The sequence below is a fragment of the Kitasatospora sp. NPDC001095 genome (genome assembly GCF_053598615.1).
Window position 1 is genome coordinate 23,225 of sequence record NZ_JBSFKQ010000057.1, and the last position, 22,327, is coordinate 45,551.

General features: G+C 72.6%; 18 protein-coding genes and 3 pseudogenes. 10 read left to right on the forward strand and 11 right to left on the reverse strand.

Going from position 1 to position 22,327, the window contains the following annotated elements; genetic code table 11:
- Positions 1-190 precede the first annotated feature (190 nt).
- Positions 191-562, forward strand: a complete 372-nt coding sequence (locus ACWDBB_RS31370) for a BlaI/MecI/CopY family transcriptional regulator (RefSeq protein WP_449792794.1) — start codon at positions 191-193, stop codon at positions 560-562.
- The gene (locus ACWDBB_RS31375; protein ID WP_449792795.1) at positions 559-1,494 is read left to right on the forward strand and encodes a M56 family metallopeptidase; all 936 of its coding nucleotides are present in this window, start codon (positions 559-561) and stop codon (positions 1,492-1,494) included. Before ACWDBB_RS31370 ends, ACWDBB_RS31375 begins: the two co-directional genes overlap by 4 nt.
- Before the next feature lie 240 nt (positions 1,495-1,734).
- Here ACWDBB_RS31375 and ACWDBB_RS31380 read toward each other — a convergent pair whose 3' ends face one another.
- The 3 genes and pseudogenes from ACWDBB_RS31380 to ACWDBB_RS31390 all read right to left on the reverse strand — a co-directional run bounded on the left by ACWDBB_RS31380 (position 1,735) and on the right by ACWDBB_RS31390 (position 4,851).
- Positions 1,735-2,754 (reverse strand): acetamidase/formamidase family protein, encoded by a 1,020-nt coding sequence (locus tag ACWDBB_RS31380; protein WP_449792796.1) that lies wholly within the window; start codon positions 2,752-2,754, stop codon positions 1,735-1,737.
- A complete protein-coding gene (locus ACWDBB_RS31385; RefSeq protein ID WP_449792797.1) occupies positions 2,751-3,560 on the reverse strand; it encodes an APC family permease in 810 nt (269 codons plus the stop codon). Before ACWDBB_RS31385 ends, ACWDBB_RS31380 begins: the two co-directional genes overlap by 4 nt.
- A 137-nt stretch (positions 3,561-3,697) precedes the next feature.
- A pseudogene (locus ACWDBB_RS31390) lies at positions 3,698-4,851 on the reverse strand (ABC transporter substrate-binding protein).
- Here ACWDBB_RS31390 and ACWDBB_RS31395 point away from each other — a divergent pair.
- A complete protein-coding gene (locus tag ACWDBB_RS31395; RefSeq protein WP_449792798.1) occupies positions 4,830-5,297 on the forward strand; it encodes a MarR family winged helix-turn-helix transcriptional regulator in 468 nt (155 codons plus the stop codon). The pseudogene ACWDBB_RS31390 and the gene ACWDBB_RS31395 overlap by 22 nt on opposite strands.
- A 107-nt stretch (positions 5,298-5,404) precedes the next feature.
- On the opposite strand, the gene ACWDBB_RS31400 is transcribed toward ACWDBB_RS31395, so the two are convergent.
- Together ACWDBB_RS31400 and ACWDBB_RS31405 are read right to left on the reverse strand one after the other, a co-directional pair.
- Positions 5,405-7,357, reverse strand: a complete 1,953-nt coding sequence (locus tag ACWDBB_RS31400; RefSeq protein ID WP_449792799.1) for a hypothetical protein — start codon at positions 7,355-7,357, stop codon at positions 5,405-5,407.
- A gap of 500 nt (positions 7,358-7,857) precedes the next feature.
- Entirely contained in the window at positions 7,858-8,952 is a 1,095-nt protein-coding gene (locus ACWDBB_RS31405; RefSeq protein WP_449792800.1) for an NlpC/P60 family protein, read from the reverse strand.
- Positions 8,953-9,459: 507 nt separating this feature from the next.
- Here ACWDBB_RS31405 and ACWDBB_RS31410 point away from each other — a divergent pair.
- The 3 genes from ACWDBB_RS31410 to meaB are packed head-to-tail and all read left to right on the forward strand — an operon-like array spanning position 9,460 to position 14,561.
- Positions 9,460-11,328 (forward strand): methylmalonyl-CoA mutase family protein, encoded by a 1,869-nt coding sequence (locus ACWDBB_RS31410; RefSeq protein ID WP_449792801.1) that lies wholly within the window; start codon positions 9,460-9,462, stop codon positions 11,326-11,328.
- Positions 11,325-13,562 carry a methylmalonyl-CoA mutase gene (gene scpA, locus ACWDBB_RS31415; protein WP_449792802.1) on the forward strand — a complete coding sequence of 746 codons (2,238 nt, stop codon included), beginning with the start codon at positions 11,325-11,327 and terminating at the stop codon, positions 13,560-13,562. Before ACWDBB_RS31410 ends, scpA begins: the two co-directional genes overlap by 4 nt.
- Before the next feature lie 12 nt (positions 13,563-13,574).
- On the forward strand, positions 13,575-14,561 hold the full coding sequence (meaB, locus tag ACWDBB_RS31420; protein ID WP_449792803.1) for a methylmalonyl Co-A mutase-associated GTPase MeaB: 987 nt from the start codon (positions 13,575-13,577) through the stop codon (positions 14,559-14,561).
- 201 nt (positions 14,562-14,762) lie between these two features.
- On the opposite strand, the pseudogene ACWDBB_RS31425 reads toward meaB, so the two are convergent.
- The 5 genes and pseudogenes from ACWDBB_RS31425 to ACWDBB_RS31445 all read right to left on the reverse strand — a co-directional run.
- Positions 14,763-15,062 (reverse strand): annotated as a pseudogene (locus ACWDBB_RS31425) (ATP-binding protein); the annotation flags it as partial.
- Entirely contained in the window at positions 15,062-15,607 is a 546-nt protein-coding gene (locus tag ACWDBB_RS31430) for an HAD domain-containing protein (RefSeq protein ID WP_449792804.1), read from the reverse strand. The gene ACWDBB_RS31430 and the pseudogene ACWDBB_RS31425, both read right to left, overlap by 1 nt.
- A gap of 15 nt (positions 15,608-15,622) precedes the next feature.
- The gene (locus ACWDBB_RS31435) at positions 15,623-16,297 is read right to left on the reverse strand and encodes a class I SAM-dependent methyltransferase (RefSeq protein WP_449792805.1); all 675 of its coding nucleotides are present in this window, start codon (positions 16,295-16,297) and stop codon (positions 15,623-15,625) included.
- On the reverse strand, positions 16,294-17,208 hold the full coding sequence (locus tag ACWDBB_RS31440; RefSeq protein WP_449792806.1) for a phosphotransferase: 915 nt from the start codon (positions 17,206-17,208) through the stop codon (positions 16,294-16,296). Before ACWDBB_RS31440 ends, ACWDBB_RS31435 begins: the two co-directional genes overlap by 4 nt.
- An 89-nt stretch (positions 17,209-17,297) precedes the next feature.
- A pseudogene (locus tag ACWDBB_RS31445) lies at positions 17,298-17,523 on the reverse strand (hypothetical protein); the annotation flags it as partial.
- Between the two features lie 14 nt (positions 17,524-17,537).
- Between ACWDBB_RS31445 and ACWDBB_RS31450 the strand changes: the two are divergent.
- From ACWDBB_RS31450 to ACWDBB_RS31465, 4 genes are all read left to right on the forward strand, one after another.
- Positions 17,538-17,759 carry a hypothetical protein gene (locus ACWDBB_RS31450; RefSeq protein ID WP_449792807.1) on the forward strand — a complete coding sequence of 74 codons (222 nt, stop codon included), beginning with the start codon at positions 17,538-17,540 and terminating at the stop codon, positions 17,757-17,759.
- A gap of 44 nt (positions 17,760-17,803) precedes the next feature.
- Positions 17,804-18,991 carry a helix-turn-helix domain-containing protein gene (locus tag ACWDBB_RS31455; RefSeq protein ID WP_449792808.1) on the forward strand — a complete coding sequence of 396 codons (1,188 nt, stop codon included), beginning with the start codon at positions 17,804-17,806 and terminating at the stop codon, positions 18,989-18,991.
- Between the two features lie 485 nt (positions 18,992-19,476).
- A complete protein-coding gene (locus ACWDBB_RS31460; protein ID WP_449792809.1) occupies positions 19,477-20,064 on the forward strand; it encodes an RNA polymerase sigma factor in 588 nt (195 codons plus the stop codon).
- Positions 20,065-20,784 (forward strand): hypothetical protein, encoded by a 720-nt coding sequence (locus ACWDBB_RS31465; RefSeq protein ID WP_449792810.1) that lies wholly within the window; start codon positions 20,065-20,067, stop codon positions 20,782-20,784. It begins immediately after the preceding gene.
- Positions 20,785-20,996: 212 nt separating this feature from the next.
- Here ACWDBB_RS31465 and ACWDBB_RS31470 read toward each other — a convergent pair whose 3' ends face one another.
- Complete coding sequence (locus ACWDBB_RS31470; RefSeq protein WP_449792811.1) at positions 20,997-22,028, reverse strand: glycosyltransferase family 2 protein; 1,032 nt, start codon at positions 22,026-22,028, stop codon at positions 20,997-20,999.
- Positions 22,029-22,327 lie beyond the last annotated feature (299 nt).

Consider the following 22,327-nt stretch of genomic DNA (forward strand, 5'->3'; position numbering starts at 1 on the left):
ACCGGACACCGGCGGCCGGCGTCGGACACGGCTTGGACACCGGCCGACCACCACCCGGGCACCAGCCGGAACCCGCCGGGCGTCCGCCCCCTTTCATCCGGGGGCGGGCGCCCGGCGCTCGCCGTACCATGGGCCGCGTTCCGGCGGGCGAAGGGCGCCGACGGTCGGCTCGGCGAGGGAGAAGAGGGCGGTGCTACGGGGGTTCGGCGATCTGGAGGCCGAGATCATGGACCGCTTCTGGTCCTGGGGCCGGCCCGCCACGGTGCGCGAGGTGGTGGACGACCTCCAGCGGGAGCGGGCGGTCGCGTACACCACCGTCACCACGGTCGCGGACATCCTGCACACCAAGGGCTGGCTGCGCCGCGACAAGGTCGGCCGCGCCTGGGTGTACGAGCCGACCTGCACCCGCGAGGAGTACACCGCCCAGCTGATGCACCAGGCACTGGAGACCACCCCCGACCGGGCGGGCGCGCTGCTCCACTTCGTCGACCGGATCACCGGGGACGAGGCATCGGCCCTGCTCAGGGCCCTGGAGCAGGTGAAGTCCCCGGGCGCCGAGTGACCCTCGCGCTGCTCTGCCTCCACCTGGTGGTGACCGGCGTCCTGCTGCCCCGCCGACTGGTCGGCTCCGCCCGGCTCCAGGCCCGTCCGCTGGCGGGCGCGGCGCTCTGGCTCGCGCTGATGGCCTCGTTCACGGTGGGCCTGCTGCTCACCGCCCACCACGCGGTCGAACCCTTCGCCCACCACCCGGCCGGGCTGCTCGGCCTGCTAGACCTGCCCGGTCTGCTCGGCCGCTCCGGTCTCCTCCCGGGCGCCGCGCCGGCCGGGCCGGTGCCGCCGCACACCCACGACTGGTGGCTGCTCACCGCCGGCGGGGCGCTGCTCGGCGCCCTGGTGACGGCCGTCGGCCTGCGCGCCGGGCGGGCCAGGCGGCGGCACCGGGCGGTACTGGACGTGGTCGCCGTACGGGACCGGCGCTGGGACGCGCTGGTGCTGGAGCACGCGCATCCGACCGTCTACTGCCTGCCCGGGCGGCGTTCCCGGGTGGTGCTGTCGCGCGGGGCGCTGCGGCTGCTGAACGAGCGGCAGCTCACCGCGGCCGTCGCGCACGAGCACGGCCACATCCGCGGCCGCCACCACCTGTTCCGGCTGCCGGCCGACACCTTCGCGCTGCTGCTCGGGCTGCTGCCGCTGGCCCGGCTGGGGCGCTCCGAGGTGGGGCTGCTGCTGGAGATGGCGGCCGACGACGCGGCGCTGGAGCAGGTGTCGCGGGGCGAACTGGCCTCCGCGATCTGCGCGTTGGCGACCGGCGGCGCTCCCGGCCGGGGAGCCCCGGCGGGCGGCGCCGCGCTGGGTGCGACGTCCACCGGGGTGCTCGCCCGGGTACGGCGGCTCGCGCGTCCGGGGAACGGACGGATCCGGCCGGCCTGGCGCTTCGGGGTGTCGGTGCTGCCGCTGCTCCCGTACCTGCTGGTCTGCGCGCCGCACCCGTGAGGCGCCCGGCGGGACACCGCGCCCGGACAGCGCCGGGACGCTCTCCGAGACGCCCGCGGGCCCGTCGGCGTGGGGGTGCCGACGGGCCCGCCGTGGGGGGTGGGGTGGGGGTCCGTGAGATTTGCCGGGACCTTGACCCGCGCGCCTGAACGCGCGGGCCCGGGGCCGCGTTGTCCCCGGCGTCGCACTGCCACCGGGCCGCGCTGTCACCGGCGGCCGCACTGTCACCTGTGCCGCGTGTCACCGGTGCCGCAGGTACGCCCCGGCGGTCTCGCGCAGCCGGTCGTGCAGCCCGTCGTAGGCGCGGGCCCGGCCCAGCAGGCTCTTCGGCAGCTTGGCGACCATCGTGTAGTTGGTGTCACAGACGTTCGCCGCCGGCGCCAGCCCGGCCTGGCTGACCAGCTGGTAGGCGTCGAGCTGGTCCAGGCCGAGCAGTTCGCCGGTCCAGCCGACCAGGTCGTGCTGGCTGATCCGGAACGCGTCCTCCAGCGGACGGGCTGAGCCGGTGCTGATCAGGAAGTCGTCGTTCTCCAGCCGGGGCCAGGCCGGGCCGCCGCCCTTGACCAGGTCGACGATCACGGTGGTGCGCATCGCCGCCTCCACCGCCGTGCCGCACACCTCGCCCTCGCCCTGGCGGGCGTGACCGTCACCGATGGCGACCAGACCGCCCTCGACGTTGACCCCGAAGTAGGCGGTGGTGCCGGCCCGCATCTCGGGGGTGTCCAGATTGCCGCCGTGCGCGCCCGGGGTGATCGAGGCCAGCACCTCGCCGGCCGCCGGGGCGACGCCGACCGTGCCGTGCATCGGGTCCAGCGGCAGCTCCGCCGTGAACTCGCTGTTGCGGGCCCGGAACCGGCAGATGCCCGCCTTGACGTCCAGGTCGTAGACCCAGACCCGCTCCTCCAGCGCCGGGTGCAGCATCGCGGTGGTGTGGGTCGCGGTCAGCGCGCCGAAGTGCGGGAAGGTGCTGGAGATCCCGTACTCCCGGGCCGGGGTGATCTCCACGAAGTGCACCGCGAGGACGTCCCCCGGCTCGGCGCCCGCCACCGCGATCGGACCGGTGACCGGGTTGAGGCAGGGGAAGGCGCACACCCGGCTGGGCAGGTCGCCGGTGCCGCGCACCTTGCCGCCGAAGCAGTCCTCGGTGGTCAGCTCGATGACGGTGCCGGGCTGGACGGTGACCAGCGGGGCGCGGCCGCCGAAGGTGTAGGCGTAGTCCTCCGGGGTCGGGCTCAGCTTGACGGTCTCGGGCAGGCTCACTGGTTCTCCTCGGGGGTGGTGGCGGCGTTCGCGGTGTTCGCGGTGGAGGCTTCGGGGCCCGACTCGGCCTCGGCGACGGCCAGTCGGGGCTTGCGCCCGGTCGCCATCAGCCCGGCGAGCACGATCCCGCCGACGAGCAGCCAGACGAAGCCGAGCCGCTGGGCCGCGATGTTGGCGTTGACCACCACGTACGCGAGGATCGCGAAGCCGAGCGCCGGGGCGAGCAGGTGTCGCCAGTAGTCCCTGCTGCGCTTGCGGACCAGGTAGTGGACGACCACGGCGACGTGCAGGACCAGGAAGGTGGTCAGCGCACCGAAGTTGACCAGGGTGCTCAGCAGGGTGATGCCGTCCTCGCGCGAGGCCGTGTAGAGGCCGAGCACCAGCGAGATCCCGGCGGTCAGCAGGGTCGCGTTGACGGGCACCCGGCGGGTGGGGTGGATCCGGGACAGGAAGGCGGGCAGCTGGCGGTCGCGGGCCATCGCGTACAGCAGCCGGGAAGTGGCCGCCTGGGCGACCAGCGAGTTGGCGAAGCCCCAGGCCACGGCGGTGGAGGCGGCGGTCAGCGTGGCGAGCCAGCCGCCGGCGGCGGTGCGGGCCGCGTCGTAGAAGGCGGTGCCGTTCGGGTCACCGTCCCGGATCAGCGCGTCGGGGTCGGCGACCAGCAGCGAGGCGACCCAGGTCTGCACGATGAACAGGGTGCCCGCGAGCAGCAGCGCGGCCACCATGGACCGGCCGATGGCCTTGGCGGAGTCCCGGTTCTCCTCCGAGAGGGTGGAGATGCCGTCGAAGCCCAGGAAGCTGAGCACCGCGATCGAGACCGCCCCGAAGACCAGGCTCCACGAGAAGGTGTGCGAGTCGTACAGCGGGGTGAAGTCGAAGCCCCGGTTTCCAGATGGAAGGGTTTGGTCGCGCCGTCCCGACTGGCGAGAAGGGGCGGCCCGGGCTACCGCGACAGGACGGCGAAGTCGAGGCCCTCGGCCCGGGCGAGGTGGACCGGCGCCCGGCCCGCACCCTCGCGGTGCAGCAACCGACCCGCGGCCGCCCGCAGGCCGTCCGGGGCCAGCGCCCGACGGGCCGCCAGGTCGGCGAGCAGGTGCAGGCCCTCGTACAGCCCCACCGCATAGGCGTCCAGGACGGGCGCCCACGGGCCGCACAGCGCCCGGTGCCGCTCGGCGAGGCTCTGCCGGCGCTCCTCGGCCAGCGTCGCGAAGGAGGGCATCGCGGCGTACAGCGTCCCGGTGTCGTCGCCGCCGAGCGCGAGCAGGCCGTTCTCCTCCAGGGCGCCGGAGAGCCGCACCAGCCCGCGGTCCAGCCCGCTGCGCCGCAGCGCCCGGTTGAAGTGCACCTGGTCCCGCCCGATCAGGCTGAGCAGCAGGGCGTCCGCGCGGGCGGCGCGCAGCGCGTCCAACAGCGGTTCGAGCGCCTCCTCGACCGTCCCGAAGGGGATCCGCCGCTCCAGCACCACCCGGGCGCCGGCCCGCGCCGCCAGCCCCTCGGCGGCCCGGTGGACGGAGCGCGGCCAGATGTAGTCGTTGCCGATCGCGCCCAGCGGGCAAGGCTATGACGACTCGTCAGTTTCGCCATTGCGGCGCCGAGTTGACGGGACGGGTCGATGCCGGTGCAGAGCACCCCGGGCCGTCGGGAGCCGCCCTCGTGCGGCGGGGTGAAGACGTACGCGACGCGGCCCGCGGCGACGGTCTCGACCGCCCGGTGCACGTCGCTGGTGTGGCACCCGGCGAGCGCGTCCAGTGCCCCGGCGTCCAGCAGCCGCCGCACCTCGCCGGCGACCGGGCCCGGCGCACCGCCGCCGTCCACCAGCACCAGCTCCAGGGCGCGGCCGAGGACCCCGCCGCCCGCGTTGACCTCGTGCGCGGCGAGCACTGCGCCGTCCAGCGCGGACGGGCCGGTGAGCCCGAGCGGGCCGGACTGGGGCACGACGAGGCCCACCCGAAACGCCGGCTCCTCCCGCACGGAGTGCAGCGCGTCGAGCGGATCGATCAACCTCACTTCGGCGCTCACGGTGCGAGTATCGTCGTACCGCCGATATCGGGAAAGGCCGGAAACGGGAGGGTCCGATGACCGCAGTTGGTGCCGCACCGCAGATCGAGGGCCGCTCCCCCGACACCACCGGAGCCTCGGCCGCCGCGGAGCCGCTGCTGGTCGAGCTGGTCACGCTGGCCCATCGCAGGCTCTCCGGCGGCCTCGCCGCCGCCCTGGCCGAGGAGGACTGCACCGTCGACCAGTGGCGGCTGCTGCGCGTCCTCGCGGACGGCCGGGGGCACGCGATGGGCGAGCTGGCCCAGGCGCTGCTGATCCCACAGGCGAGCCTGAGCCGACTGGTGGACTCGCTGGCCGACTCGGGCTGGGTCTACCGGCGCCAGGACGAGCGGGACCGCCGCCGGATCACCGCCCACCTCTCCCGCCAGGGCCGCACCCGGCTGACCCGCCTCGACGCCCTCGCCGCCGCCCACGACGCCGCCGTCCGCCGCGCCTGCGGCCTCACCGACCCCGCGCACCTGCTGCAACGGCTCGCCGCGCTCTGACCCGTCGGCCACCGGGGGCGAGCAGGCCCTTCACCGAGCGCGGCCGGGCCGGGCGCCACCCCCGAGGAGCGACGCCCGGCCCACCCGCATGTCAGGCCCGCCGTCGGTCAGGCGAGCTTCTGGCAGAGCAGCGCGTACGGCCGCGCCGCCCACAGCTGCCACCAGGGCTGGCTGTAGGCCACACCGGCGACGAACTCGTCGTTCGCGCACTGGCCCTTGGCGAAGCCGTACGCGAAGTCGCCGCCCGAGGCCGTCGCGGGCCGGTTGTCACCCTTGTCGAACCACAGTGTGCGGATCGAAGTCCCCAGCGGGGACGCCGACTTGGCGCACAGCACGCTCATCGTCCGGCCGTTGCGGCCGTATCCGGAGACGAAGGAGCCGGCGGGGCACTGGGCCTTGGCGTAGCCCGGCGCCCAGTCGGTGGTCACATAGGTGCCGCCGTGGTCGACGACGTACGCACGGCCGGCGTCCCACAGGTCCGCCTTGGTGACGTCCGTGCACAGGCCGTCGTCGCCGCCGTGGCTGAGCCCGATCAGCCGACTGCCGTCCGGGCAGGACGCCTTGAGGGCCGACGGGTCCCAGTCCGGCCGGGTCTTCAGGTAGGCGGAGTGGGCGTCGTCGGACAGGCCGGAGCTGAGCGAGGTCCAGTCCACCAGGCGCGGCGGGTTCGGGCCGGTGCTCACCGAGGCGAGCAGCCACTCGCGGTGGAACGCGAGGAAGGGCAGGTCTGCCGAGAGGATCGGGGTGCCGAGGATGGCGAGCTGCGCCATCAGAGCCCCGTTGATGTCGAGTCCGCCGTAGAGCGCGGCCGTGCCGTTGATGTCCGGCGTGCTGCCCGCGCCGGCGAGCACGATCGAGCCGTTGACGGCGGCGCGCAGGTACGGCTCGATCGAGGCCTTCACGCCGACCGTGTCGTACAGGGCGATCGAGCCTTCGGCGAGCAGGCCGGTCTTCGCCGAGGCGGAACCCTTGAGGTTGAGGCGCAGCGGGGCGACGGTGGAGGTCCCGGGCTCGGTCGTGGTGGTCCAGCCCGGACCCTTGACGTAGTCGGAGTGGACGCCCCACTGGCCGTCGTACGACTGCTCGGCGTCGAGGGTGACGGTGCCGTCGGCGCCGATGTCGGCGGAGAGGGTGAAGTTCAGGTTGATGACGACGGGCAGGGGGCCCACCATCACCACGGGGTTGGCGCTGTACTTGGCCAGCGGGATGCGGACGGACCCGGTGCTCGCGGTGAGGTCCGCGCTGACGTGCCAGTCGGCGTGCGCGCCCAGGGTGAAGCCGATCCGGGCCTGCTGGGGGTCGAGCAGGCCGAGGGCGCCCTGGTAGGAGAAGTCCACGGACGGGGTGAGCGAGACCGAGCCGGAGAGCGTCGCCGAGGAGCCGTTCGGCAGCGGAACGGTGGCGTGGGCGCTGAGCCCCAGGCTCCCGGAGACGGAGCCCTGGCCCGAGGTCGCGCCGAGGTCGGTGGTGACCTCGATGCCGCCGATCTGCGGCTGGACCTCGAACGCGCTCGGGCTGACGGCGCTGCGCAGGCTGGTGCTGGTCGCGCCGAGCAGCTCGGGGAGGGTGGCCGGGCGGGTGGTGACGGCGACCTTCCCGTCGGCGGTCGGCTGCACGCCGGTGACGGCGACCAGCGCGCCGTGCGGGGCGGCCGGGGTGGGCGGGCTGTCGATCAGCTGCCCGGGCTGGACGGCGGCCGCGGCGGCGTCGGGGGCCGCGGCCCGGGCGGACGGCGCCTGCGGACCGGTGGTGGCCGGTGCGAGCACGGCGGTGCCGGTGGCCGCGTCGTAGGAGGAGAGCGCGAGGCCGGGGGCGGCGGTGGCGGTGGCCGGCGTGCTGCCCTGCGCCGGTGTCGCCACGACGGCCGCGGCCGTGCCGGACGCCGGGGGTGCCAGCGTTGCCGGGGCGCTGGGGCCGGTGGCCGACACGGCCGTCGTGGTGGTCGTGCTGGTCGTGGTCGCGGCGGCCGGTAACGCCGCCACTCCGTTCAGGACGGCGCCGCAGAGGAGGAGCACGGTCGTTGTCGCGGCGGCTGACGACGTCAGCTTGCGCACGGTCACGTGGAGGGTCCCTTCGGGTCAACGGTGCTGGGGCGATGGTGACTTGCGTGGCTGGGCGGAGTGCCCGGAGCAGTCCGCACTGGCCCTGACCGACGGGTAACCTAGCAGTGACCGGGAGCACTTCTGAATGGTTCGCGCAGTACCGGAACCGGATCACCGCAACTTCACGAGCGAGGAACCGGGCTTTCCCCCACGGTTCACACGGCGCTCGGCGGCCCGGACCCGGGAGGGCGCGTTCGCCCTGGGCCCCCGACGGCGGGACCGGCCGTCACCTGCACGCGCGGGAAGGAGAATCGACCGCGCCGGGCAGTCGGCGCACGGCCCGCCGGGGCGCACCCGGCCAACTGTTCGTCCCGACTGCCGCCCCCCTGCACCGACGCCGCACGGCGTCCGGAACGCGGCGGACCCGGGGGCACCGGCCCCCGGGTCCACTGCGGTCGGTCCACGACGGTCGGCCCGATCTCGCGGGCCGACCCTCGTGGATCACATGAGGCGCCCGGTCAGGCCGGGCGGACGGCGCCCATGTAGGGCATCGCGGAGATCGGCAGGACCTCGATGTTCTTGCCCGTGCGCGGGGCGTGGATCATCTTGCCGTCGCCGATGTACAGGCCGACGTGGTGCAGGTCGTTGTAGAAGAAGACCAGGTCACCGGGCTGGAGGTTGGCGCGGTCGACGTGCGGGCCGTCCTTCCACTGCTCTTCGGACGTCCGGGAGATCGTGACGCCCGCGGCGCGGTAGGCCTGGCTGGTGAGGCCGGAGCAGTCGAAGCTGGCGGGGCCGTTCTTGCCCCAGCCGTAGGGCTTGCCGAGCTGAGCCTGGGCGAAGCCGATGATGGCGCCGGCCCGGCCGCTGGCCGACGGAACCGGGGCGTTCATGTCCGGGCGGTCGGCGGAGCGGGAGGCGCGGTCCTTGGCGGCGGCAGCGGCGGCGGCGGCCGCCTGCTGGGCCTCGGCCTTGGCCTTCTCGGCGCTCTGCTGGGCGTTGATCTTGGCACGGTCCTCGGCGCTGAGCTTGTTCAGCATCTCCTGGGCCTGGGCCAGCTTGGTCTGGATGTCCTTCTTCTGCTCCGCCAGCTGGGTGCCCACCGAGTCGAGCGCGGCCAGGGTGGCGGTGGCCTCGGCGCGGTCCTGGTCGAGCTTGCGCTGCTCGTCCTGGGCCTGCTTGAGAAGGCTCGCCTGGGAGTCGGAGACCTGGTTCTGCACCGCGGCGCGCTCCAGGTAGGCGGACGGGTCGGAGTCGAGCATCAGCTGGACCGACGGGTCTATGCCGTTGGTGCGGTACTGGTCGGCGGCGACCGCGCCGAGCCGGGTCCGCAGCTCGTTCATCGCCTCCTGACCGCGGGCGACCTTCTCCTGGATCACGTTGGCGTCGGCCTGGAGCTGCTGCTGCTTCGCCTGGAAGCCGTTGTGCTTCTCGATCGCCTGCTCGGCCGCCTCGTTGAGCTGGTCGACCTGCTCCTTGACGGAGGCCAGGCTCGGGGTCGGCTCGGCGTGGGCGGTACCGGAGGCGAGGACCGCGCCACCGGCCGCCATGGCCGTGGTGACGACCGCCATGCGGGCCCGGCTCGGCGGGCTGGGCTTGCGACGCTTTCCCATGGCGGTCGCTCTCCTTCGGGGGAATCTGGGGAGGGTCCGGACGGAGCCGGGGAACGGCTCGGCCGGGGCCGGGGACGGCGAAGGCGGGCAGGGCGAGCAACGGGGGGGTACCGCCCCGCCCGCCTTCTTCGAAGTAACTTAATAGATGAGGGCCCTGGTTCCGCAATCCCCCTGATCATGACGTTTTGACAGCATGACGGGACATCGATCACGTTCCCTGCCATCGGCGTTGACCTCGGACATCGCGCCCGCCGCCGACGGCCGCCGCCACCCCCGCCGACCTGCGCCCGTCCCGCTCCCGCTCCCCCGGCTCCCCTCGCCCCCCTCCGCTGCCCCCGACTCCCCTCGGCTCCCCCGTACGGCGCCCCTTCCCACCCCTGGCACCCGCCGCCCCGGCGGCCGTGGCACTCGACGCCTCGGAGAGTGCTCGGATCACGGCCCGATCGAGGGCAAGGTCACACGGAATCCCCCTCCTGCGGCCCCGCGAACGGACGCTAACCTGCGCACATGAAGGTCCCGCCCGAAGGGCTCCCCCTTGCCTCCGAGTTCCCGGCCGCACACCGCGAGCAGTGGCAGCAACTCGTCCAGGGAGTGCTGCGCAAGTCCGGTGCCCAGCCCGAGGACGGCGCCGCCGCCGAGCAGGCGCTCACCACCCGGCTCCAGGACGGGCTGAGCGCCCGCCCGCTGTACACCGCCGAGGACACCGACGCGGACCCGGGCTACCCCGGCTTCCCGCCGTTCGTGCGCGGCGGCCGGGCGCAGGGCTCCGCCGTGGCCGGGTGGGACGTCCGCCAACGGCACGCCGACCCGGACCGCCGGCGCACCAACGAGGCCGTACTGGCCGACCTGGAGCACGGCGTGAGCTCGCTCTGGCTGGAGCTGGGCGGTGCGGGCCTGCCGGTGGCGGCCCTGCCCGAGGCGCTGGCCGGGGTGTACCTGGACCTGGCCGCCGTGGCACTCGACGCCGGGCCCGAATTCACCGACGCCGCCGAGCAGTTGTTCAAGCTGTACGAGGAGCGCGAGGTCTCCCCCGGCTCCGCCGCCGGCAACCTCGGCGCCGACCCGCTCGGCCTCCAGGCCCGCACCGGCGACGGCGCCCGCACCGACGCGCTGCTCGCCGAGGCCACCGCGCTGGCCGCCCGCTGCGCCGCCGGGTACCCGGGCCTGCGGGCGCTCACCGTGGACGCCCTGCCGTACCACGAGGCCGGTGCCTCCCCCGCCCAGGAGTTGGGCTGCTCGCTGGCCACCGGCGTCGCCTACCTGCGCGCGTTGACCGCCGCCGGGCTGTCGGTGGACGACGCGCTAGGCCAGCTGGAGTTCCGCTACGCCGCGGACGCCGACCAGTTCCTCACCATCGCCAAGTTCCGTGCCGCGCGACGACTCTGGGCCCGCGTCGCCGAGGTCTCGGGGGCCGGCGCGGCCGATCAGGCGCAGCGTCAGCACGCCGTCACCTCGCGGGTGATGATGACCGCCCGCGACCCGTGGGTGAACATGCTGCGCACCACCGTCGCCTGCCTGGCCGCCGGCGTCGGCGGCGCCGACTCCGTCACCGTGCTGCCCTTCGACACCGCGCTCGGCCTGCCGGACGCCTTCGCCCGCCGGATCGCCCGCAACACCCAGGCGATCCTGCTGGAGGAGTCCCACCTGGCCCGGGTGATCGACCCGGCCGGCGGCTCCTGGTACGTCGAGCAGCTGAGCGAGGAGCTGGCGCGGGCCGCCTGGGCCTGGTTCCAGGAGATCGAGCGGGCCGGCGGCCTGGTCGCCGCCCTCGCCTCCGGACTGGTCGAGGAGCGGATCGCCGCGACCTGGGCGGAGCGGTCCGTACGGCTCGCCAAGCGGCGCGAACCCGTCACCGGCGTCAGCGAGTTCCCGCACCTGGACGAGCAGCCGCTGGTCCGCGAACCGGCCCCCGCCGGATTCGGCGGCGGGCTGCCGCAGGTCCGCCGCGCCGAGGCCTTCGAGGCGCTGCGGGACCGCTCGGACGCCCACGCCGCCACGCACGGTGCCCGACCGAGCCTGTTCCTCGCCTCGATCGGCACCGCCTCCGCGCACACCGCGCGCACCACCTTCGCCGCCAACCTCTTCCAGGCCGGCGGCATCGCGACGGTCTCGGCCGAGTCCGTCGACCCGGCGGCCTTCGCCGAGGCGTTCCGCGCCTCCGGCGCGACCGTCGCCTGCCTCTGCTCCAGCGACGCCCTGTACGCCGAGTACGCCTCGCCCGTCGCCGAGGCCCTGAGGGCGGCCGGCGCCACCAGGGTGCTGCTGGCCGGACGGCTCGGCGAAGTACCCGCCGGAGTGGACGAGTTCATCTTCACGGGAGGCGACGCCGTCGCCGTCCTGACCTCCCTGCTGGACCAGATCGGAGCCGCTCGATGATCCCCGACTTCACCGGAATCGGGCTGGACGGTGGCGCCGCCGGCGACACCGGCAACCCGGACGCCACCGGCAACGCGGGCGTCACCGAGGAGCAGTGGCGGGCCGCCTGGCGCCAGTCCACCGGCAAGGACGTCGAGGAGCTGCTCTGGGACACCCCCGAGGGCATCGGCGTCAAGCCGCTGTACACCGGCGCCGACCTGGCCGGCCTGGACTTCCTGGAGACGTACCCGGGCGTCGCCCCGTACCTGCGCGGGCCGTACCCGACCATGTACGTCAACCAGCCCTGGACCGTCCGCCAGTACGCGGGCTTCTCCACCGCCGAGGAGTCCAACGCCTTCTACCGCCGCAACCTCGCGGCCGGCCAGAAGGGCCTGTCGGTCGCCTTCGACCTGCCGACCCACCGCGGCTACGACAGCGACCACCCGCGGGTCACCGGCGACGTCGGCATGGCGGGAGTCGCCATCGACTCGATCTACGACATGCGCCAGCTGTTCGACGGAATCCCGCTGGACAAGATGTCGGTGTCGATGACCATGAACGGCGCCGTGCTGCCGATCCTCGCGCTGTACATCGTCGCGGCCGAGGAACAGGGCGTACCGCCGGAGAAGCTCGCGGGGACCATCCAGAACGACATCCTCAAGGAGTTCATGGTCCGCAACACCTACATCTACCCGCCGCAGCCGTCGATGCGGATCATCTCGGACATCTTCGCGTACACCTCGCAGAAGATGCCCCGGTACAACTCGATCTCCATCTCCGGCTACCACATCCAGGAGGCGGGTGCGACGGCCGACCTCGAACTGGCCTACACCCTCGCCGACGGGGTGGAGTACCTGCGCGCGGGCCTGGACGTGGGCCTGGACGTGGACGCCTTCGCGCCGCGGCTGTCGTTCTTCTGGGCGATCGGCATGAACTTCTTCATGGAGGTCGCCAAGCTGCGCGCGGCCCGGCTGCTGTGGGCCAAGCTGGTCAAGCAGTTCGACCCGAAGAACCCCAAGTCCCTGTCGCTGCGCACCCATTCACAGACCTCGGGCTGGTCGCTCACCGCCCAGGACGTGTTCAACAATGTGACGCGCACCTGTGTGGAGGCGATGGCGGCGACCCAGGGCCACACCCAGTCGCTGCACACCAACGCCCTCGACGAGGCGCTCGCCCTGCCCACCGACTTCTCCGCGCGGATCGCCCGCAACACCCAGCTGCTGCTCCAGCAGGAGTCGGGCACCTGCCGGGTGATCGACCCGTGGGGCGGCTCCGCGTACGTCGAGAAGCTGACGCACGACCTCGCCGCGCGGGCCTGGGAGCACATCCAGGAGGTCGAGGCGGCCGGCGGCATGGCGAAGGCCATCGACGCGGGCATCCCCAAGCTGCGCGTCGAGGAGGCCGCCGCCCGCACCCAGGCGCGGATCGACTCCGGCCGCCAGCCGGTGATCGGCGTCAACAAGTACCGGGTGGACAGCGACGAGCAGATCGACGTGCTCAAGGTCGACAACTCCTCGGTGCGGGCCCGGCAGATCGAGAAGCTGCGCCGGCTGCGCGAGGAGCGCGACGAGGCCGCGTGCCGCGACGCGCTGCACGCCCTCACCCGGGCCGCCGAGGCCGGTTCGCAGCGCGACGGCTCGCTCGACGGCAACCTGCTGCACCTGGCCGTCAACGCGGCCCGGGCCAAGGCCACCGTCGGCGAGATCTCGGACGCCCTGGAGAAGGTGTACGGCCGCCACTCCGGCCAGATCCGTACCATCTCCGGTGTGTACCGAGACGAAGCGGGCCCGTCGGCCTCCCTCCAGCGCACCCGCGACCTGGTCGAGCGGTTCGAGCAGGCCGAGGGCCGCCGTCCGCGCATCCTGGTCGCCAAGATGGGCCAGGACGGCCACGACCGCGGCCAGAAGGTGATCGCCACCGCCTTCGCCGACCTCGGCTTCACGGTCGACGTCGGCCCGCTGTTCCAGACCCCGGCCGAGGTCGCCCGCCAGGCCGTCGAGGCGGACGTCCACATCGTCGGCGTGTCCTCGCTGGCCGCCGGCCACCTGACGCTGGTGCCCGCACTGCGCGCCGAACTCGCCGAGGCGGGCCGGGAGGACATCACCATCGTGGTGGGCGGGGTGATCCCGCCGCAGGACTTCGACGCCCTCCACGAGGCGGGCGCCGCGGCGGTCTTCCCCCCGGGGACGGTCATCCCGGACGCGGCGTACGACCTGCTGAAGTCCCTGGCGGCCGACCTCGGCCACGAGCTGTGACCGCCTGATCCCATGCCTCCGCGGACGATCGACCTCGACAGCTACGTGACGGGCGTACTGGACGGCTCGCGCGCCTGGATCGCGCGCGCCGTCACCCTCGTCGAATCCTCCCGGCCCGACCACCGCGCGCTCGCGCAGCAGCTGCTCCAGCGGCTGCTGCCGCACGCGGGCGGCGCGGTCCGGGTGGGCATCACGGGCGTGCCCGGTGTCGGCAAATCGACCTTCATCGACTCCTTCGGGACGATGCTGACCGGCCGGGGCCACCGGGTCGCGGTGCTCGCCGTCGACCCGACGTCCAGCCGGACGGGCGGCTCCATCCTGGGCGACAAGACCCGGATGGAACGGCTCGCCGTCGACCCCGCGGCGTTCGTCCGCCCGTCCCCGACCTCGGGGACACTGGGCGGCGTCGCCAAGGCCACCCGGGAGTCCATGGTGGTGATGGAGGCGGCGGGGTACGACGTGGTGCTGATCGAGACGGTCGGCGTCGGCCAGTCCGAGACGGCGGTGGCGGGGATGGTGGACACCTTCCTGCTGCTCAGCCTGGCGCGGACCGGCGACCAGCTCCAGGGCATCAAGAAGGGCGTGCTGGAGCTCGCGGACGTCATCGCCGTCAACAAGGCCGACGGGCCGCACGAGCGGGACGCGAAGGCGGCGGCACGCGAACTCGCTGGGGCACTACGACTGTTGCAGGCACCCGACGCGGCGTGGACGCCGCCGGTACTGACGTGCAGCGGGCGCGACGGCGCGGGGTTGGACGTCCTGTGGGAGCGGTTGCAGCAGCACCGCAAGGTGCTGGACGCCACCGGCGCCCTGGCCGCGAAGCGCCGCGACCAGCAGGTGGAGTGGACCTGGTCCATGGTCCACGACCAGCTCTACGCCCGCCTCCACGAGAACAGCGAGGTGCTGAGGTTGGCCCCCGAGTTGGAGACCCAGGTCCGCGCCGGCACCCTCCCCGCCGGACTCGCCGCCCAGCAGATCCTGGACGCCTTCTTCGCCTGATCCGCAGTACGAAGGTCGAGCGCCGTGCCCCACCCCTGCGTGGGGCACGGCGTTTCGCGGGTTTCGGGGTACTCGAACCACACCACCTTGCCCACCTCCACCGGGTACCACCCCCACGCATCCGCGAGCGCCTCCACGAGTAGCAGCCCCCGCCCACTGGTCGCCTCCTCCCCGGCGCACTCCCGTTCCGGCGACTCCACCCCCCGGGTCAGCCACCTCCACCCGCACCCGCCCACCGCGCCAGCGGACGGAGACGACACACCGCTCCCCCGTGTGCACCAACGCGTTGGCGATCACCTCGCTCGCACACAACTCCAGCTCCTGAAGCGCGGTTTCGGAGAGCGGCACACCCCACTCCCGCACGATCGCCACCACCAACCGCCGCGCCGCCGGCACGGCGTCGGCTCCCGGTGGCTCCTCCCGTTCCAACGGAACCGGGAACCGGGCGTTGCTCAAGGGACTGACGACCATGGACGTCAGGCATCCCGCCTTCCCATGCATCAGACCGCCCTCTCATTCACACGAAGAGCGGCAGCCCACCCCAGTGCGCTCGTGATGTGCTCCGACTGGATGCCGACACGCGGATCCGGCTGGATCAGTAGGGTCGGATTTCCGAATGCGCTGCGATCGGCGGCCCACCTGTGATCCAGCGGCGTGAAGTCGTCGTCGATCCAGACGGCTGGAGCGGTGGCCAACCAGTCCGCGACATGGTTCCGCTTCCAGAGGTAGCCGTCAGGGTGGCTCGTGGTGATCTGCAGCCTCGGCAGGTCGATGTGCTCGAAGTCCGGCACATCGAGCAGCGGAGCGACGATGCGGCGGGCGTCGAATCGCCAGCTGGTGCACCACACGGGCTGAATGAGGCCGGAGTTGATGACCTCGGTGATCAGCGCGCCGTGGGTCGGGTTGAGCCAGACCCAGAATGGCCCGGCCACGTCGTCCGTGTGAACCTGGAAGCGGGCGTGGGTGGTCGGCGTGCTGCCATCGGCGGCGGGGAACGGGATGAGGACGCCGTCGATGTCCAACAGCAGGAACGGGGTGGCAAGCACTACTACCTCCGGGTGTCAGGGCTTCCGTGCGGTGATGAGGAGAGTGGTCGGCCAACGTGCGCCGACCGGAGCGCGGAGGTTGTGCACTCCGGTGACGAGCAGGCCGGCGCGGTTGAGGGCACGCACCCAGGCAGCCGAATCGGCGTCCCAGCGCTTCACCACGGCCTGGGTGCCGTCGGGCAGGGTCATCTGGTCACAGGTGCGGGGATCCACCGGAATGGCGCCGGTCCGCTTCGGGTGAGGAACAGAAAACGCGAGCACGCCACTGCGGTCGAGGCTGCGGGAACATGCGTAGAGGAGCTTGTACGGCTCAGCCGATCCGATCGCACCAAAGACGGACACGATGGCGTCCAGCCGGAGCCGGTCACGGTTGAGGTAGGCACTCGCGGTGGAACAGACGAAGTCGACTCCGGTGTGCCCGTAGTAACTCGTCGCCCGGTGGATCTGGCCACGGGAACTGTCGACCCCGGTGACCTGAGCACCGAGGCCGGCCAGGTGCGCGGCGTTGTGGCCGGGGCCGCAGCCGAGGTCCACGATTCGCCGCCCGCCCAGTTCCTCGCCCAGGATCTCGGAGCCGGGACCGACGCCAGGTCGTTGAGTCCACTCCATCTGATCAGGCGCCGTCAGCAGCTGCGGCGCCGCCCCAGCGAGGCGCTGGGCAGCGTGGGCGTCCCAGAGGTTCACAGTCACGCTTCCAGAAGACGGACGGCCGTGGTCAGGTGCCGACGGACGACGTTGACGTAGAGCGGGTCGTCCTGAGGGTTGTTGATCCACTTGATGGCCTGCTCCATGAACCACTCGCTGGCCCACACGCGGTGCCAGCCGAGAGCCCACTGCTCGGCGGACAGGCCACCGCGTTCGGCAAGCGTGTCCTTCGGGCCGCCGGTGGCGACGTAGGCCTCGATCAGCCTCCGCAGTCGGGCGGGATCGGGGTCGCCGATGGTTCCGTGCCAGGAGGCGAGGTCGAGCAGGCCGGGGCCGGTGAATGCGCGGGCGAAGTCGAGCAGGCGCCAGCCGTTCTCACCGATGTGCAGGCTGGTGGGGTGGAACTCGGAGTGCACCCAGCCGAACGGGGCCAGATCCGCACCGCCCGCACGCTTGGAGGCTGCAAGGGCGAGCGCTTCAAGCATCGCCGTGATGTCTGTGGTGCCCTCGGTCCAACGGCCGTTCTCGCGCAGACGGCGAAGGTGCCCGAGCGCCCGGGAGGGAAGGGCCGCGAGCGCTTCCTCCCCGAGTTCCGACAGGGACTCGGCCACGGGAGCCGCATGGAGGGCGACGGCGGCCACGACGCCATCGACGTCGCCCGCCTCTCGGAGCGGCTGGCCCAGGTCCTCGATGATCATGCCGAGCGTGCCTTCCCGGACGATGGAACCGATGACCTCCGGCACCGGGATGCCCGCGCTGTTCGCCGCCAGAAGGATCCGGTCCTCGCCATCGAACGGCTCGACGGCGTACTTGTAGACCGCGGTACGTCCGTTGTCGAAGCGCAGGCGTTCAACTCCGGACATGCCCCACACGCGCACCGGCTCCCGGGCGGGCGCGGGGTGTCCGGTGCTGAAGCAGAGACCGGCAAGGATGTCGGTGACGAGCTTGTTGTCCACGAGAGGCAGTTCCGTTCTGGTTGGTAGGGGGCTGGCAAGATCCGGGGCGGCAGCGCGCTTGCCGCCCCGGATCGACGTCAACGCAGGGCTCAGGCGACGGTCACGCGGTAGGAGTCGACCTGCTCGACACTCCGCCTTCATGTCGGCCAGCTCGTCGCGGAAGCGGGCCATGGAGGCGCCGTAGGGGGCGACGACGCCACCGGACTGGTCGGGGACGGACTGGCAGCCGTGGACGAGCCGGCCGCCGAGCGCCGTATGGGCCTTGATGCCCTCGATCCGGCGGTGCTCGTTGAACCAGCCGCCGTGGTAGACCTCGCCCCAGCGTGTTAGTGATCAACGACGATGTGTTCGAGGAGCTCTTCGGCGAAGTGGTACGGACCAACGCCGAAGGGATTACGGTCACCAGGTGGAACGGGCAGGACACTTCGTCCGGCATCCCCTTCACCGAACGGAACGTTTCCCGATTCATCAGGAACGAACCCATGGCGCCGCCGGGCGCGGCATGCTTGGCTCTGGCCTGGAAGCACCGCGACCTGCTGCTCAACTCGTAACCAGTTTTTGAACCGTCATTCCCGGTATGCAAACAAGGAGCATCGTGCTCAGCACGCCAGCAGCAGATGATCCGCCGAGTTCCATCAACAGTGCCGAACACTGGCGGCAGGTTCGAGCTTTCCTGAACGAGCAACGGTTCGCCTTGACCGGTCGGCTCCTGAACGAGAGCCCACCGGAGCACCGGGTCCCGGGCACGCCGCTGATCGCTCGGCAGCACTGGATCCCTGAGCAGCCGGTGCCTTTGGAGCGCGTCCGGCTGCGGTGGCGGCCGGACGCGCCGGATGGCCTCCTGGACGGGAGCGAGCCGGAGCTCGACCACGTCCGGCCTCGTCGGGCGGATGGCACTACGTATCTTCATTACGCGGATGCCGTAAGGGAGCTGGCCAAGCCCAAGTTGTTCGAAAACCGTGGCTGCTACCGCCTCTTGGACGTCGATGCTTCCACGGCCGAGCCCGTGCTGACCTTCGGGCGCGGGCAGTACTTCGACGTCATCAACATCTGCGAGGCCGTCGCCCACGAGTACGCGTCGGCCGCCCTGGTGGGCCCGGACCGGCACACGCCGTTCCGGGCCGCCATCGCCGATCCGACCGACCTTGCCCGACGCCCCGTCATGGCGGCCACGAGCACACTCACCATCCGGCACGACCGCCACACCGGCGAGGCGGAGTTCGTCCTCCACTGGCGTGACCCCGAGAAGGTCGCCAGCGGCGGCGGGCTCTACCAGGTGATGCCAGTCGGGATGTTCCAGGCCTCGCACGACGCACCGTGGAACGAGGCCAACGACTTCGACCTGTGGCGTTCCATCCTCCGTGAGCTAAGCGAGGAACTCCTCGGCTTCACTGAGGACTACGGAAGCGACAAGTCTCCCATCGACTACGCCTCTTGGCCGCTCAACCAGAAACTCACCGCTGCACGTGAGGACGGCACCCTACGCGTGTTCTGGCTGGGCCTCGGGATGGATCCGCTGACCTACGTCACCGACATGCTCACCGTGGCCGTCTTCGACGCCGAGCTGTTCGACGAGACGTTCCGACGGATCGTCTCCACCAACGATGAAGGCCGTCGGGTCGGGCTGGACGACGCCACGGGACGCTCGACCGGCATTCCCTTCACCGCGGATCAGGTGGATCGCCTCACCGACACGGAACCCATGCAGCCCGCCGGTGCGGCGCTCCTTCGCCTGGCCTGGCGGCACCGGCACGTACTCCTGCGGCCCCTCGCCGCCGGATAGGCGGCCGTCAGGTGCACGAGGCCCACAGCAGTGTATGAAGGCCGCGAAGGATGCCGCACCTTCGTGGACGCCCTCGTGGGTCTCGGCGACATCGTGGGTCCTGCCGCCCCGCTCGGGCGGGGCGATGAAGGAGTAGAGGTAGCCCTGGTGGGCCATGAAGACGACGCAGTCGTCGAGGGACTCGCCGGGGGCCGCTTCCGACAGGATCTCGCGGGCGCTCTCCTTGGTGCCCAGGATCTCCGGGAAGGCGTACGTCTTCCCCGCAGCGCGTGGAACCCGCCGCCGGCGAGGGCCACTGCTTGAGCACGCCTTCCGGGTCTCGCACGAGCGACGATCCCGCACGTCCCAATGACGGCAGACATGGCGTCACGTCACGTGCCATTCCTGAGGGCTGGGGCCCCGAAGTCGATTCAGGTTCGGATGTAACGCTCCTGTCGTGCGTCGCCAAGAGGAGATGTGGGGGACGGACAGACAAGGGAGTCGATGTGAGGCAACCGCCGGACAGCGGTCTGGTCGCGCGGATCGGTGAGGATCCGGAGGCGTTCGAGGCCTTCTACCGTGAGCACGTGCAGGCGGTGCTGCGGTACGCGACCCGGCGGACCCGGGACCCGCACGCTGCGGCCGACCTGGTCACCGAGGTATTCCTCGCGGCGATCTCGGCCGCCGGCGGGTACCGGCCGCAGCTGGGCACGCCGATCGCCTGGCTGCACGGCATCGCCCGCAACGTGGCCGCGTCCCAGGAACGGCGCGCGGCGCGGATCTGGGCGGCCGAGGGCCGGATAGCCGGCCACCGGCTGCTGGACGGCGATGACATCGCACGGCTGGAGGAGCGCATCGACGCCGAGCGCGCCTCGCGTCAGCTGCTGGAACGCATCGCTCTGCTGCCGCGCGGACCGCGGGAGGTGCTGGAACTGGTGGCGGTTGACGGTCTGAGCGTCTCCGAGGCCGCCAAGGCACTCGGTATCAGCACCGTGGCCGCCCGGGTCCGGCTGCACCGGGCTCGCAAGGCCCTCCAGCAGCCCGGCGCCAATCCCGAGTCCGATCCGTCCCCCTCGTCCCTTGTGGAGGCCTGAATGAACGCCGAACGCTTCGAGGAGCGGTTGATGCACGAGCTCAAGAACCATGTCCAGCAGCGGGCGGAGAGCCCGCACCCCGACCAGTCGGCCACGGCCCGACCCCGCCGTCGCGCCCGCGTGCGCTGGGTCCCGGTCGGTTTGGCCTCGGGTCTGGCCGCCGCCGTGGCGGGTGTCGCCCTGACCGTGCTGCCGAGCCAGCCCGCGGCCGCCTACACCCTGCAGAACGACGAGAGCGACCTCGTCAAACTCACCATCATCAACCCGGCCGGCAAGATCGACCTGGGCAAGCTGCAGAAGGACCTGGACCGCATCGGCGTTCGCAGCCGCGTCCTGGCCGGTGACCCCGACTGCGCCACCCCGTGGGGCAGCCCCGACCCGTCGGCGTCCCCCAGCCCGTCCACGTCGCCGTCCGGTCCCCCCAGCCCGGAACCGCCCCACGGCGAAACGCCGCGCTCGGCACCGCCCGCTTCGGCGAGCCCCAGCCCCGGCGGCACCAGCTCGTCGGCCAACGGCTGGGACATCGGCTGGGAGGACGGCAAGACCGTTCTCTACATCCGCCCCAGCAAGATCCCCGCCGGCAAGCTGCTCATGGTGGGCTTCCCCCTCGCCAAGACCGACCCCTCCCACGCCTACGGCGTGATCACGGGAGGTCTGCTGGACGGATCGGGCCCGGACTGCCTGCCGGCCCCGCCGCCCGGCACCGTTCGCTTCCAGTAGGGCCATGACCGTGTCCACGGGAGGCCTCGCGGCCGCGAGGCCTCCCGTGGTCGCACTGACCACCGTGTCGGGCTCCCCGGCCGCGGCGTCACCCTCCACCGCGGCTGGTAGCGGTGGAGGGTGACGCATGTTCGAAGACCATGGACCGGGGACCGGCGACCCGCGCTCACGAAGCGCGAGCGCGGCCGGGGCGGATACGGCCGTGGCCGGCCTCAGCGGCGGCCGACGGCCTGGCGGGTGCGGCGCACGGCGCGGTGGAGACGCTGGAGGGCGACGAAGCGGTGCATCCGGCCGGCCGTCGTCAGGCCGTACTTGAGGCGCAGTTGGGGGCTGAGGCCGGCCTGGGCCTCGGGGCCGATGGCCCGCAGGAGGCGGCTGACGTGCTGCTGGTAGGCGGCGCGGTAGGCGCGGTCGCCGTCGGGGACGGTCCAGAAGAACATCGGGATCTCCTCGACCAGGCAGTTGCGGTCGTAGGCGCGCAGGTGGTCGGCGAAGACGGGCTCGGGGCGGGCGAGCAGCCATGCGCGGACGAGTTCCATCGAGCGGACCCGGTCGACCAGTCCGCGCGGGTCGGTCTTCTTCTGGGTGATGGAGAGGTCGCCGTCCTCGCGGACCCGCCAGTGGTAGATCGGGTCGGCGAGCACATCGACCTGCTCGGCGAGGAAGTGGTGGGGCACGCTGACCGGGGCGTCCTCGTACAGGATGCCCTCGGGGTAGAGCAGGCCCGCGCCGTCGAAGAAGGTGCGCCGGTAGACCTTGTTCCAGGCGGTGCGGTCGGTGACCAGGGCGGGCAGTTCGCTGACGTGGGTGCGCAGCCGGGTCTCGCGGAACGGGCGGCGGTGGCCGTGCGAGGGGCTGAGGCCGGTGGTGCGCAGCCGCAGGGCGTTGCCGGCGGCGAAGTCGGAGCCGGTCCCGTCCAGGGTGTCGATCATCAGCTGGTAGGCGTGCGGCGGCACGGTGTCGTCGCTGTCGACGAAGGCCAGGTACTCGGTGCCGGGGGTGAGGTGGCGCCAGCCGGTGTTGCGGGCGGCGCCCAGGCCCTGGTTCTCCTGGCTGACCAGCCGGAAGCGCGGGTCCCGCTCGGCGTGGGCCTTGGCGATGGCCGGGCCGTCGTCGGTCGAGCCGTCGTCGACCATGACGCACTCGAAGTCCCCGAAGGTCTGCGCCGCGATCGAGTCCAGGCACTCCTGGAGGTAGCGCTCGACGTTGTGGATCGGGACGACGAGGGAGAGACGCGGGGCCATCGGGCGCCCTTTCGCTCGGCGGCGGCAGCGGCTGCGGCGACGGCGGTGGCGGCGCAGCGGCGGCGACGCAGCGGACAGGGCCGGGAGGCCGTTGCCGGCCGGTCACCGGCGGTGGTCCGAGCGAGCGTAGGGAGGGCACGCGACCGGCAGGCGAACGGCGGGTGGCGTCCGGCCTGCGGCGGGGTGCACCGGCTGTGTCGGGCGTCAACTCCCGTACGGGACAGGTACGACAGGGGTCGGCCCCGGACCGCCCGACCCGTCCGCGGGCCACCGGCCACCGACGGGGTGAGGGCCGCGTG

Coding starts and splice junctions, on each gene's coding strand:
- ACWDBB_RS31395 (WP_449792798.1), top strand. CDS start 4,830: ATGACCGCAGTTGGTGCCGCACCGCAGATCGAGGGCCGCTCCCCCGAC.
- ACWDBB_RS31405 (WP_449792800.1), bottom strand. CDS start 8,952: ATGGGAAAGCGTCGCAAGCCCAGCCCGCCGAGCCGGGCCCGCATGGCG.
- ACWDBB_RS31410 (WP_449792801.1), top strand. CDS start 9,460: ATGAAGGTCCCGCCCGAAGGGCTCCCCCTTGCCTCCGAGTTCCCGGCC.
- scpA (WP_449792802.1), top strand. CDS start 11,325: ATGATCCCCGACTTCACCGGAATCGGGCTGGACGGTGGCGCCGCCGGC.
- meaB (WP_449792803.1), top strand. CDS start 13,575: ATGCCTCCGCGGACGATCGACCTCGACAGCTACGTGACGGGCGTACTG.
- ACWDBB_RS31465 (WP_449792810.1), top strand. CDS start 20,065: ATGAACGCCGAACGCTTCGAGGAGCGGTTGATGCACGAGCTCAAGAAC.
- ACWDBB_RS31470 (WP_449792811.1), bottom strand. CDS start 22,028: ATGGCCCCGCGTCTCTCCCTCGTCGTCCCGATCCACAACGTCGAGCGC.